The sequence below is a fragment of the Paenibacillus whitsoniae genome, assembly GCF_003955665.1.
GTDB classification, from domain to species: domain Bacteria; phylum Bacillota; class Bacilli; order Paenibacillales; family NBRC-103111; genus Paenibacillus_E; species Paenibacillus_E whitsoniae.
On sequence record NZ_RXHU01000054.1, the window covers coordinates 73,244 to 85,980 of the forward strand.

At 51.1% G+C, this 12,737-nt stretch carries 12 protein-coding genes; all 12 read left to right on the forward strand.

What is annotated here, in order from left to right; translation table 11 throughout:
• Window positions 1-25: 25 nt before the first annotated feature.
• Window positions 26-547: a PRC-barrel domain-containing protein gene (locus EJQ19_RS17870; protein ID WP_126142597.1), complete on the forward strand. Its 522-nt coding sequence runs from the start codon at window positions 26-28 to the stop codon at window positions 545-547.
• A gap of 10 nt (window positions 548-557) precedes the next feature.
• Window positions 558-758 (forward strand): hypothetical protein, encoded by a 201-nt coding sequence (locus EJQ19_RS32600; protein ID WP_126142598.1) that lies wholly within the window; start codon window positions 558-560, stop codon window positions 756-758.
• 154 nt (window positions 759-912) lie between these two features.
• Complete coding sequence (locus tag EJQ19_RS17880) at window positions 913-1,983, forward strand: AI-2E family transporter (protein ID WP_126142599.1); 1,071 nt, start codon at window positions 913-915, stop codon at window positions 1,981-1,983.
• Window positions 1,984-2,757: 774 nt separating this feature from the next.
• Complete coding sequence (alaS, locus tag EJQ19_RS17885) at window positions 2,758-5,385, forward strand: alanine--tRNA ligase (RefSeq protein WP_126142600.1); 2,628 nt, start codon at window positions 2,758-2,760, stop codon at window positions 5,383-5,385.
• A 110-nt stretch (window positions 5,386-5,495) separates the two neighbouring features.
• Window positions 5,496-5,756: an IreB family regulatory phosphoprotein gene (locus EJQ19_RS17890; RefSeq protein WP_126142601.1), complete on the forward strand. Its 261-nt coding sequence runs from the start codon at window positions 5,496-5,498 to the stop codon at window positions 5,754-5,756.
• A gap of 39 nt (window positions 5,757-5,795) precedes the next feature.
• Window positions 5,796-6,212, forward strand: a complete 417-nt coding sequence (gene ruvX, locus EJQ19_RS17895; RefSeq protein WP_126142602.1) for a Holliday junction resolvase RuvX — start codon at window positions 5,796-5,798, stop codon at window positions 6,210-6,212.
• A gap of 6 nt (window positions 6,213-6,218) precedes the next feature.
• Window positions 6,219-6,527, forward strand: a complete 309-nt coding sequence (locus EJQ19_RS17900; protein ID WP_126142603.1) for a DUF1292 domain-containing protein — start codon at window positions 6,219-6,221, stop codon at window positions 6,525-6,527.
• Window positions 6,524-6,820: a DUF1292 domain-containing protein gene (locus tag EJQ19_RS17905; protein WP_126142604.1), complete on the forward strand. Its 297-nt coding sequence runs from the start codon at window positions 6,524-6,526 to the stop codon at window positions 6,818-6,820. Before EJQ19_RS17900 ends, EJQ19_RS17905 begins: the two co-directional genes overlap by 4 nt.
• A gap of 91 nt (window positions 6,821-6,911) precedes the next feature.
• Window positions 6,912-8,015 (forward strand): endolytic transglycosylase MltG, encoded by a 1,104-nt coding sequence (gene mltG / locus EJQ19_RS17910; RefSeq protein WP_241242965.1) that lies wholly within the window; start codon window positions 6,912-6,914, stop codon window positions 8,013-8,015.
• 20 nt (window positions 8,016-8,035) lie between these two features.
• Entirely contained in the window at window positions 8,036-8,965 is a 930-nt protein-coding gene (locus EJQ19_RS17915; protein WP_241242966.1) for a peptidase U32 family protein, read from the forward strand.
• A gap of 25 nt (window positions 8,966-8,990) precedes the next feature.
• On the forward strand, window positions 8,991-10,274 hold the full coding sequence (locus EJQ19_RS17920; protein WP_126142605.1) for a peptidase U32 family protein: 1,284 nt from the start codon (window positions 8,991-8,993) through the stop codon (window positions 10,272-10,274).
• A gap of 202 nt (window positions 10,275-10,476) precedes the next feature.
• Window positions 10,477-12,642 carry a methyl-accepting chemotaxis protein gene (locus tag EJQ19_RS17925; protein ID WP_126142606.1) on the forward strand — a complete coding sequence of 722 codons (2,166 nt, stop codon included), beginning with the start codon at window positions 10,477-10,479 and terminating at the stop codon, window positions 12,640-12,642.
• The last annotated feature ends 95 nt before the right edge of the window (window positions 12,643-12,737 follow it).

Below are 12,737 nucleotides of genomic sequence, written 5' to 3' on the forward strand. Positions count from 1 at the left end.
CGGGCGGTTCTAGGAGGAGTGTCACTTGCGCAAAGCGCACGATCTCATCGGACTTCCGGTTTTTACGGTAGACACCGGCAAGCAAATCGGTGAGGTACAAGATTTATTGATTGACCCAACGTGGAACATAAGTGGCATCATACTCGAAGCGAAGATGTGGTTCTCTGCCTTACGATACGTGTCCTGGGAAGGAATCGTCTCCGCGGGGGAGGATGCCATTACCATATCGAACGAGGATGTAATTTGCGAACTCGCGCACATGAATGAGTGCCACCCTTTTTTGGAAGGACGCAGCAGAATTAAAGGACTGCCCGTCATGACAGTCGGCGGCGAAGAATTAGGTATGGTAGAAGATGTTTATTTAAACGGGAATTGGGGAAAACAAATAGTAGGTTACGAATTGTCCGAAGGGTTTATTTCTGATTTAAAAGAAGGGCGTAAGCGGCTTCCGCTGCCGGAAACGGCAACCATCGGGGAAGATGCGATCATTGTGCCCGTACATTGCGCTCAGGAAGTTGAAGAACTCTTCGTATCCAAAGAAGAATAGGGTGAGCAGGATGCGTTGTCCAAACTGTAATTCCAAAGATATTGGAAAGATCGGTTCCCATCAGTTTTACTGCTGGGGTTGCTTCATTGAGCTAAGCGTCAACGGAGAGAAAATGTCCGTCTATCAAGTTGAAGAGGACGGAACGTTAAGTTCTCTGGACGATTTGTTTTTTGAGGAAGACATGACTCAGCTACAGGAGCATGCGAATTAATCGGTTATATCCGTTATGTTGAAAAGCGTTGTTTGCTCGCGAGAAATCGCGGGCGAACAACGCTTTTTTGATCCTGTCAGTTGAGGTTAATCCCCACAACTTTTACATATACTGTATGGGCGAGCCGAATTCGAAGATAGAGGTGAACCCCAGCATGGAGCGTATTTGGCGCAATAAATGGTTTGTCGGACTGGTCTACACGCTACTGGCGTTGGCGGTCTTGTACATGCTGCTCCTGATCAAACCGATTTTGTACGGCCTGTTTGGCTTTATCAAAGCGATTGCGATGCCTTTTTTCATCGCGATCATTCTTTCGTATATTTTGAACCCCGTCGTCACATTGCTGAATAAGCGCAAAGTACCGCGCACGATGGCGGTGTTAATCATTTACGGCGTGTTTCTATCGGGACTGACGGTGGTCGTGATGAATATGACGCCGGTGTTTATCCAGCAGGCGGCGGAGCTCAACGAACATATGCCCCAGATGGCGATGAAGGCGCAATCCCTTGTCGACGGGTTTAATCAGAATCAACTGCTGCCAGACAGCGTGAGAAGCGGCTTTAATAATTCTTTAACCAAATTTGAAAATAAAATCTCAATGGCCATTGCGAACTATGTTAACGGCATCGGCGCGACGATCAACATGCTTTTCATCGCGTTCATCGTGCCGTTCGTGGCGTTCTACATGCTCAAGGATTTCCAGCTCCTAGAGAAAACGGCTTTAACTTTCGTTCCCCGCGAGCATCGGAAGAAGACGGTATCGCTGCTCATGGACATTGACGCGGCGCTCGGCAATTATATTCGCGGCCAACTGCTCGTCTGCCTCATTATCGGCGCCTTGGCTTATGCCGGCTATTGGCTGATTGGTATGCCGTACCCGCTGCTGCTGGCCAGCGTGGTGGCCGTTTTGAACATCATCCCCTACTTAGGCCCGTTCTTTGGCGCTGCGCCGGCCCTGCTCATGGCGGCTACCGTTTCGCTTAAAATGGTGCTGCTGGTCGCCGTCGTGAATCTCGCGGTGCAGATTTTGGAAGGCAACGTCATTTCGCCGCAGGTCGTCGGCCGAACGCTGCATATGCATCCGCTTTTTATCATTTTCGCGCTGCTCGTAGGCGGAGAGGTGGCGGGGGTGGTCGGTCTGATTCTGGCGGTACCGTTCTTCGCGGTCATGAAGGTCATTCTGCAACATGTGTTTCTGCATTATGTCCATAAGCCGTCGACCTAGCCAAGGACCGGCAGACGCACAAAACCCCTCTGTATCATGACTTGCGGGATCATGATACAAAGGGGTTCTGTGCGAGGGTTGAGGATAGGAAGGGTGTGGCCCATGCGAGATCATCAGATGGACGACGGTATTCATGTAAAAAATATAAATGTTGATTTAGTATTCGATAATGAAAATCATTATCACTGAAATGAGTATAACTCAATTGAGAATCATTGTCAACGGTCGAAATCATTTTTTGACAATCCGTTATTGCCAGGATAAAGAGGGGGCAATAAGGCCCAGCAAAGTGAGTGTTGAAACGTCCAAACGTCTACACCTCCGTGAAGTATAAATTCCGATATCGGTTGTATTGTGTGGTAATACGATGCCCAAGCTTGCAAGGTTTCATGATATTGAAAGCGGATTGGCGCAGTTCGAACGCTTGCAAGGTCATACCCTTGTTGACAGGTGTCAGGCGGAAAGTTATAATTTGCCTTAAATGAAAGCGTTGATGAAACTTTAGTAAGCCATAGCCCATCGCCAGAGAGAAGGCTCCGCATAACCGGGAATCCGGTCTATGTCGGCTGTGAGAGCCTTTCGGTGCAAGAATGGCCCAAAGCTCGTTTCGGAGCGTGGACGAACTCCACCGGTTGGACCCGTTACAGATCCGCACAAGGAGATTGGCGCTTCGCCAATAACCAGGGTGGTACCGCGATGATTCGTCCCTGTTTAGCCGCAGGGGCGTTTTTTGTTGTTTTTGCACATTAGACAAAAATATGGAGGCTCACACACATGAAAGCAAGTGAAATTCGTTCCAAGTGGCTGCAATTTTTCGCGAGCAAAGGGCACAAGGTCGAGCCGAGTGCATCGCTCGTTCCGCACAATGACCCATCGCTGCTGTGGATCAATGCGGGGATCGCGCCGCTGAAGCCTTATCTGGACGGTCGTGAAATTCCGGAAAATCCACGGATCACGAACGCACAGAAATGTATCCGTACCAACGACATTGAGAACGTCGGGAAGACGCGCCGCCATCATACGTTTTTCGAAATGCTGGGGAACTTCTCCATCGGCGACTACTTTAAAAAAGAAGTTATTCCATGGGCTTGGGAATTTCTGACCGATCCGCAGTGGATCGGCTTTGATCCGAACCGCATCTCTGTGACCGTCTATGAAGAGGATGAGGAAGCGTATGAGATCTGGAACAAGCAAATCGGGATCCCGGCTGAGCGCATCTACAAACTGAAGGAATCCAACTTCTGGGACATCGGGGAAGGCCCATGTGGACCTTGCACGGAAATTTTCTATGACCGCGGAGATAAATACGGCGATCTAAACGATCCCGAATGCTGGCCTGGCGGCGAGAACGAGCGTTTCCTCGAAGTATGGAATCTTGTGTTCACGCAGTTCAACCATAATTCCGACGGCAGCTACACACCGCTTCCGAACAAAAACATCGATACCGGCGCCGGGCTGGAGCGTTTCGCCTCCATTTTGCAGGATGTGGACTCCAACTTCGATACGGACTTGTTCATCCCTATCATTAACCGCACTTGCGAGTTGACGGGCGTGCACTACCATGTCAATGACGAGCACGATGTTGCGCTCAAGGTCATTGCCGATCACATTCGTACGGTAGCGTTCTCCGTGGGCGACGGCGTGCTTCCTTCCAATGAAGGACGCGGTTATGTCATTCGCCGTTTGCTCCGGCGTGCGGTGCGTTACGGCAAAGTACTGGGCATGGACAAGCCGTTCTTGTACAAGCTGGTGCCGACGGTTGGCGAGATCATGGGCGTGTACTATGCAGAAGTCGTGGACAAAGCCGAATTTATCGAAAAAGTGATCCGCACGGAAGAAGAGCGTTTCCACGAGACACTGCATGACGGTCTGCTCATTTTGGCTGAGATGGTTGAAAAGACGGAGGCAGCGGGCTCTAAACAAATCAGTGGTCCGGATGCGTTCAAGCTGTATGATACGTATGGCTTCCCGTTTGATTTGACGGAAGACTTTGCCGCCGAGAAGGGGCTTACCGTCGACCGTGACGGCTTTGATGCGGCGATGCAGGAGCAGCGCGACCGCGCTAGAGCAGCTAGCCAGAAGGAAGGCGGCATGAAGGTTCAAGGCGGGCCGCTGTCCGACTTTACGACTAAAAGCGAATTTGTTGGTTATAATGAATTGGTAGTTACTGCTAAAATTGAAGCGATTGTGCACGAAAACGAACTCGTGGAGCTTGTCGGCGTTGGCGAGACGTGTCAGGTCATTCTGGACCGTACCCCGTTCTACGCGGAAAGCGGCGGTCAAGTGGGCGACCACGGGGTCATTCGCGGCGAGCAAGTGACGCTCAAGGTGCTGGATGTGAACAAGGCGCCGCATGGTCAACATGTACACAAAGTTATCGTAGAATCCGGCGTATTGCGCCAAGGCGTTACGGTGGAAGCCGTTGTTGCGGCAGCTGAGCGCGCGGATCTCATCAAGAATCACACGGCGACGCATTTGCTCCACAAAGCGCTTAAAGAAGTGCTGGGCACGCATGTTAACCAGGCTGGCTCTTTGGTAGAAGCAGAACGTCTGCGTTTCGACTTCTCGCATTTCGGCAGCATTACCGCCGAAGAACTGCAGGACGTTGAACAGCGCGTTAATCGTCAAATCTGGAACAGCATTCCGGTCGACATTTCCTTGAAGCCGATCAATGAAGCGAAAGCGCTGGGCGCGATGGCGCTCTTCGGCGAGAAATACGGCGACATCGTGCGCGTTGTGCGAGTCGGCGACTATTCCTTAGAGCTTTGCGGCGGCTGCCACGTACAGAACACAAGCCAAATCGGCCTGTTCAAAATTGTCAGCGAATCCGGCATCGGTTCCGGTGTGCGTCGGATTGAAGCCGTCACGGGCCGCAGCGCTTACGAGTATCTGGACGGACAATTGCAACTGCTGAAAGAAGCGGCGGGATTGCTTAAATCGAACATCACGGATGTGCCGAAACGTGTGGACCTGACGCTGCAGCAATTGAAAGAGCTGTCCCGTGAGAACGAATCGTTGCGCGGCAAGCTGAGCCGCATTGAAGCGGGCTCCCTGACGGATCAGGTGAAAAAGGTTGGCGACGTCGCTGTCCTTGCAGTGCAAGTGAACGCTGCCGATATGGATTCCCTGCGCAACATCGTGGATGAGATGAAGACCAAGCTGGGCTCGGCGGTCATCGTACTCGGCGCGGCAGCGGAGGATAAAGTGAATCTGGTCGCAGCCGTTACGCCTGATCTTGTCGCGAAAGGCTTCCACGCCGGCAAAATCATTAAAGAAGTTGCCGGAGCGGTTGGCGGCAGCGGCGGCGGACGTCCGGATATGGCGCAAGCCGGCGGCAAAGACGCATCCAAGCTGCAAGCGGCGCTTGCGAGCGTGGAAGGGCTCGTCTCCCATTTCGCATAATTATTTTTTGCGGGGACAGGAATTTTTGAAACCGTAGAGAATATATCCAGTATACAGCGTTCAATTTTCAATAATTTTACAAATGGCAAGAGGAAATGGGGTGCTCCTGAATGAGTTCCATGGACAAAACGATGAAGTTCAATGTGAAGGCGGAGGAAATCGAAACGTCGCCGAAGGACGTGCTGTTGGCGGTATATGACGCTCTTCAGGAAAAAGGGTATAATCCGATCAATCAAATTGTCGGGTACTTGCTCTCCGGAGATCCGGCATATATTCCGCGTCACAACAACGCACGCAGCCTGATTCGCAAGCGGGAGCGCGATGAGCTGATCGAAGAGCTGGTTCGCGCGTATCTGGTTCAACACAAATAGTTGCGAACTATCTTTATGAAGAAATGAGATCTGTCTAGCATGAGAGTCATGGGTTTGGATTATGGGGATAAAACGATCGGGGTCGCCCTTAGCGATGAGCTCGGATGGACGGCTCAGGGGTTGGAAGTGATTCATCGCGGAAAGCCCGGGGAAGATATCGAGCGTCTGGTTTTGCTCGTACAAATGTACGGCGTGACCGAGGTTGTCGTGGGGTTGCCCAAGAATATGAATAATACGATCGGCCCGCGCGGTGAGCTGGCGATCGCATTTGCGAAACAACTGGAAGAACGACTAAGTATACCGATACGCTTGTGGGATGAACGGCTGACGACGGTTGCGGCGACGCGGACGCTCCTTGAAGCGGATGTAAGCCGAAAGAAACGGAAGCAGGTCATCGATAAGATGGCTGCACAGCTCATCCTGCAAGGGTATATGGATGCTAATATGAAGAGGTGAATGAACATGTCCAAAGAAGAATTGCGTGAAGAAGAACCAGAAATCATTTACATTCCGGACGATGAAGGCAACGAAGAAGAGTTCGAGGTTATCATGAAATTTGAAGTGGACGGTTCAGACAAGAAATACATGATGGTCGTGCCGACGGAAGGCGGAGACGAAGACTCCGACGAAGTGTACGCTTTCCGCTATGAGGAAGACGAAGACGGCGAAGACTTAAAGTTATTCACCATTGAAGACGAAGAGGAATGGAACATTGTCGAGGAGACGTTCAATACGCTCATGGCAGAGTTCGATGAGGAAGAAGAAGGATGAGCACGCAGCCGACCGATGTATTGCGTAAAACTTACGGGGATGCTATCATTTTGTTTGATGAGCAGAACGAGTCAACGGAATATCGTCTCCTGAAAGAATTTGTGTATGAGAACCGTACCTATGCTGTGCTTCAATCCGACGAACTGAAGAAGGACGATGAATTTGACGTTTTTCGGGTCGTGGAGAGTGCAGATGGGGAATACGAGTTAGTAACGATTGAAGATGACGACGAATGGGAAACGGTATCGGAGCTTTATGACGAGATGGTCTTCCCGGATCAGGACGACTTGTAGGACGTTTACAACCGAGCGGAGCGCATCCGCTCGGTTTTGTTGTGCATGGCTGTCCATGCGCATCGTGTGAGCGGGAGGAGGATCGCATTAAGTGACGAGAGATCATGAGCAAGAGGAATGGCGCAAGCCGAGAACAGGCAGGCTGAAACGGGTACTGCTCATCCTGGGCATCGTAGTTGTCCTGCTGTTAGGTCTGGCGGGAGGCGCCGGGCTGTATGTCAGGAACGCGCTCCAGCCCGTAGCGGCGTCTGATCAGCCGGTCAGGCTGTCGATCGCTCCTGGAATGGGAACGGTACAAATATCAAATGCGCTTGAAAGCAAGGGACTTATTAGGAATGCAACGGCCTTTATGTATTATTTAAAATTCAAGAAGCAAGGTTCGCGATTTCAAGCGGGCGAATATGACATGAAGCCGGGCATGACGTTCGACGAGTTGATCGCAAAGCTGAACAGCGGCGATGTTGTCAAGGAAGAGACGATTAAGTTCACGATCCCGGAAGGCTTTACGATTGAGCAGATTGCCGCGAAGCTCGCCGAGCAGACGCCTTGGAAGAAGGATACCTTTCTCCAACTCGTCGACAGCCCTGGCGGGTTCAAAGACGAGACAACGGCCGCCATTCCGGATTCCAAAAACTTAAGGCACCGTTTGGAAGGATACATGTTCCCGGAAACGTATGAGTTCAAGAAAGACACGACGGAACAGGAATTCGTCGAACGCACGCTGCAGGAACTGGACAAGAAGCTGGCCACGCTGCCTGCGGATTGGCAGACCAAGCTGCAGGATCGCGGTCTCACCGTGCATCAAATGCTGACGATCGCGTCCTTGATTGAACGCGAGGTCGTCGTGGACGAGGAGCGCGCCAAGGTGTCCGGTGTTATTCAGAACCGGCTGAAGAAGAACATGCCGCTGCAGATCGACGCGACGGTACAATATTTGTTCGATAAGCCCAAGGATCGGCTGTTGGAGAAGGACTTGCAGATTCAGAGCCCGTACAACACGTATCTGAATGCTGGCTTGCCGCCGGGGCCGATTGCGAGCCCGAGCCTTGCGTCGATGAAAGCGGCGATTTATCCGGAAGAGACGAAGTATTTATTTTATGTGACGAAGAAAGACGGGACGAAGGGGCATCTGTTCGCAGAGACCTTCGAAGAGCATAAGAAGAACATCGAAGAAAGCAAGAAAGCGTCAAAGTAGACAGAAGGTAGGGTTTGCAAGTGAAAAAACCAGAGCTAGTCATCAGCTGCGGATCGCTGCACGATGTAAAAACAATGATTGAAGCCGGCGCGGATGCCGTCATTATCGGAGAATCGCGCTTCGGGATGCGGCTGCCGGGCGACATGAAGCTGCAGGACGTAGCGGCGGCCGTCCAGATTGCGCATGAGCGCGGAGCCAAGGTATACGTCAGCATGAACAATATTATGGTGAACAGCGTGCTTCCTGAGCTGCTTCCTTATTTGACGGAACTGCAGGAGATGGCGGTGGACGGCGTTATTTTCGGGGATCCGAGCATCCTGGTGAACGTCCGTCAGTTGCCGAAGCCGATTCCGCTGCACTGGAATGCGGAAATGACGTCGACGAATTACGCGACCGCCAATTACTGGGGGCGCCAAGGCGCAACTCGCGTCGTGCTGGCGAGGGAGCTTAATATGGAACAGGTGCTGGAATTTAAGGCGAAATGCGATTTGGCCGTTGAAGTTCAGGTGCATGGCATCACCAATATTTATCACTCCAAGCGCGAGCTGCTTCGAAATTATATGGAGCATCAGGGCAATGATGCCGAGGCGCAGGACCGCTCAATTGATCGAGGGTTGTTCCTCATTGAGCACGAACGCCGCGAGCTGCGTTATCCGGTCTATGAAGATGCGAATGGCACGCATATTTTGAGCGCGGACGATTTGTGCATGCTCGAAAATTTACCCGAACTGATGGATGGGCATATCGACAGCTTTAAAATCGAGGGGCTGCTGAAATCGACGGCCTACAATGAAGCCGTTGTTCGAAGCTATCGCGCGGCCATTGATGCGTATGCAGGCGATCCGGAGAACTTCGTTTTCAACGACGCGTGGCTCACCGCAATTACAGAGCTGCAGGACCCTGAGCGCGAGCTGTCTTACGGATTTTTCTATAAAGAGCAGGTTTATTGATTGAGGAAAGAAGGTGCGATCCCACATGATAACAGCAATTGAACGGCGTGCGCGGGGAAAGCGGGTTCGTTTGGACAAGCCGGAGCTGCTTGCGCCGGCTGGCAATTTGGAGAAATTGAAGTTCGCCATCCATTATGGGGCGGATGCGGTGTATATCGGCGGACAGAAGTACGGTCTTCGCTCCAATGCGGATAATTTCTCACTGGAAGAAATGAAGGAAGGCGTGGAGTTCGCTAATCGCTACGGTGCGAAGGTGTTTGTAGCAACGAACATTTACGCCCATAACGAGGATATTGAAGGGCTTGAGGAGTATTTGAGAGGGCTGCAGGAAGCCGGCATCTCGGCTATTATCGCGGCGGATCCGCTCATTATGGAAACGTGCCGCCGTGTGGCGCCAAAGCTGGAGGTGCACGTCAGCACCCAGCAATCCGTCATGAATTGGCAGACGGTCCAGTTCTGGAAAGATCAGGGCATTGAGCGCGTCGTGCTGGCGCGGGAAGCGAGCATGCAGGAGATCGACGAGATCAAGGCGCATGTCGATGTAGAAATCGAGGCTTTCATCCACGGCGCGATGTGCAGCTCGTATTCCGGCCGCTGTGTGTTGTCCAACCATTTTACGGATCGCGATTCGAACCGCGGGGGCTGCTCGCAGTCGTGCCGCTGGAAGTACGACTTGTTCGCGAAGGATCAGCCTCTGTCGGAGCCGATTGCGACGGACGTGCCGATGTTTACCGAGGACGACGATGCGTTCACGATGGGGTCCAAGGACCTCAGTATGATCGAGCATATTGCAGAGATGATCGAGTCGGGCGTGGACAGCTTTAAAATCGAAGGCCGTATGAAGAGCATTCATTACGTCGCGACGGTGGTGAATGCCTATCGCCAGGCAATCGACGCTTATTTTGAAGATCCGGACAATTTCAAGCTGAATCCCCTGTGGCAGGAAGAAATTTATAAAGCGGCGAACCGTCCGCTCAACACAGGGTTCTTCTATGAGGCGCCGGGGCATGAGGATCATATTTATGAGCCGGAGGATAAGGTAGTCGGCTTTGACTTTGTCGGGCTCGTCATGGACTACGATGCTGCGACAGGCACGGCGCTGATTCAGCAGCGCAATCATTTCAAGCCGGGCCAGGAGATTGAATTCTTCGGGCCGGAGGGAACGCATTTTAAACAGACGGTCGGTTCGATTGTGGATGAAGCGGGTGAACCGCTTACGGCAGCGCGCCATCCGCTTCAGCTTGTCAAAATTCAGACAGTTCAACCTGTAAAAAAATGGGATATGATGCGTAAAAAAACAGGCAAATAGTACCATGGAAGCTTTCTCCAGACTCATGTATAGTGGAGAAAGTTTCTTTTTTTTATTAGATTTGTAACGAAATTTAAAGGAAATTGAAAAGCGTTGTCGAAATAAAGGATATGTAAACCTTTTCAACGGCGTCGTGAGCTCGAACGTTGTAAAGTTAAGGCAACGAGAAAGTAGAATGAGAAACTAATGGTGGGTGAACGAGATGAAAAAAGAACAGCAAGGATTTCGAACATTTGTAGACAAAATCGTTCAAGCAACAGGAGGTCTGCGCAAAGGGAATTCTAGAGCAGCGACTGGACAAGCAGGAGGCGGCCAAGGTGGATTTGGCAGCGGCGGTTTAAAATTGGAGAATCCAATCAAATCCGTTGGAATGAAGTTGTTTTTAATGTTTTTTGCCAGCATTCTGGTATTCGTGCTTGCTGTTGGGATTATTTCTTATCAAGTTTCCAAGAGCGTCATTAAGAACAAGGTCGCGGACTCCAGCTTGCAGACCGTCACGCAGGCAGGCAAGAAGCTTGATTTTCTGTATCAAACGTTCGACGATACTTCGCTGCAATTAATGCTGAACACCGATCTCCAAACGCTGCTAGATAAGTATCAGAAGACGGAATCTTCTACATATGAAGCGCTGGATACGATTCGACAAATTACGGATAAGCTGAACGTGGTTACGTTCTCCAATAAGTCGATCAAATCGCTGCATCTCTACCGCCCAGATGGCAAATTAATCGTACTGACAGGCAATGGCGGCGGTGCGATGACAGAAAACGTCAGCAATGAAAGTTGGTTTAAGCTGACGGTTGAAAATTCCGGCAAAGTGGCTTGGCTGGAAAGCAAGCAGAAGGGATATTCATCCTCCTCCAGCAACACCTTTGCGATTTCTCGCTTGATGAAAAATACGGTTTCCAATTCTACGACGGCGGTTCTTGTCATTGAGTATGGTACGGACATCTTGAACAAAGAGCTCGCCGGCATCTCTCTTGGCGAAGATAGTAAAGTTGTGATCACGAGCTCGACCAACAAAAACGTTGCTACTGCCAATCTGGAATCGATTGAGAAAGACGCGGAAGTCCAGTTGACGAAGGAACAGATTGAACAAGGCAATGGCTCATTTACGACAAAAGACGATCACTTGGTTGCCTTCTATACATCACAAGTGTCGGGGTGGAACCTTGTCGGCGACATTCCGGTTAGTGCGCTTGTGAAAGATGCGAAGAAAATTTTCAATTACACGCTTATTATTGCTTTGATTGCTGCGCTTGCTGCCGTATTAATCGGTATTTTCGTAGCGAGAATGATCGGCAGTCCGCTGGTGCACCTTCGCAATTTGATGCAGCAAGGGGCGAAAGGGAAGCTGACGGTTCGCGCGAATTACAAATCGCAGGATGAGATCGGGCAGCTTGGCGCCAGCTTCGACATCATGATGCAGCAGATCACGAATTTGGTGCAGCAGACGAGCGCATCCGCCCAAGCAGTATTCGAGACTGCGCAGGAACTGACGAACTCCTCCCAAGTGACGGCGACTGCTGCGAGAGAAATTGCGGTAGCAACGGATGAGATCTCTAACGGTGCCGGCGGCTTGGCGACAGAGTCGGAACGCGGCAACGAGCTGACGCATCATATCGGGATTCAGATGAAGGAAGTTATTGAAGCGAACCTGGAAATGGGTACAGCTGCCGCCGACGTGCAGTCATCGAGCTCGCTCGGAACGAAGTATATGAATGAGCTTATTGCCAAAACGAATCTGACGGAAGAAATGATTCGTTCCATGGTCGATAAAGTCGATAAGCTGAAAGAAAGCACACGCTCGATTCGTAAAATTTTGGTTCTGCTTAACAATATGACCAAGCAAACGAACATTTTGTCCTTGAACGCGACAATCGAAGCGGCTCGCGCAGGCGCAGCCGGCAAAGGCTTCATGGTCGTTGCGGATGAGATTCGCAAACTGGCCGATCAGTCCAAGCAGTCCATTGAGGTCGTCGGACAAATTACCGAAACGATTCAAGGCGAGATTGATGAGACTGTGAAAGTGTTGTCCACAGCAACACCGATCTTCCAAGAGCAAATCACGGCTGTGAAAGAAGCCGATACGATCTTCAAGCAAGTGACGAACCACATGGGCGGCTTTATCGAAAGATTGAGCACGGTCAGCGATTCAATCTCCACGTTGGAGCAGTCGCAAGTTGTCTTGTCGGACGCGATGACGAATGTCAGCGCGGTTGCGGAAGAATCGCTCGCAACATCCGAAGAGGTGGCGTCCCTCAGCTCCGAGCAGCTCAGCATCAGCGACGGCTTGGTCAAATTGTCGGACAAGCTGGATCAGCTGTCCAAATCGCTCAACGATACGTTATCCAAATTCGAGGTATAAGCCGAAACATCCACTTTCCTGACGGAGAGTGGGTGTTTTTTTATTTTCAGCGGTATGTCGCTTGGTTTGGTTAAGAGACGGAATGCCGATACTGA

Coding starts and splice junctions, on each gene's coding strand:
- EJQ19_RS32600 (WP_126142598.1), top strand. CDS start 558: ATGCGTTGTCCAAACTGTAATTCCAAAGATATTGGAAAGATCGGTTCC.
- EJQ19_RS17880 (WP_126142599.1), top strand. CDS start 913: ATGGAGCGTATTTGGCGCAATAAATGGTTTGTCGGACTGGTCTACACG.
- alaS (WP_126142600.1), top strand. CDS start 2,758: ATGAAAGCAAGTGAAATTCGTTCCAAGTGGCTGCAATTTTTCGCGAGC.
- EJQ19_RS17890 (WP_126142601.1), top strand. CDS start 5,496: ATGAGTTCCATGGACAAAACGATGAAGTTCAATGTGAAGGCGGAGGAA.
- ruvX (WP_126142602.1), top strand. CDS start 5,796: ATGAGAGTCATGGGTTTGGATTATGGGGATAAAACGATCGGGGTCGCC.
- EJQ19_RS17900 (WP_126142603.1), top strand. CDS start 6,219: ATGTCCAAAGAAGAATTGCGTGAAGAAGAACCAGAAATCATTTACATT.
- EJQ19_RS17905 (WP_126142604.1), top strand. CDS start 6,524: ATGAGCACGCAGCCGACCGATGTATTGCGTAAAACTTACGGGGATGCT.
- EJQ19_RS17920 (WP_126142605.1), top strand. CDS start 8,991: ATGATAACAGCAATTGAACGGCGTGCGCGGGGAAAGCGGGTTCGTTTG.
- EJQ19_RS17925 (WP_126142606.1), top strand. CDS start 10,477: ATGAAAAAAGAACAGCAAGGATTTCGAACATTTGTAGACAAAATCGTT.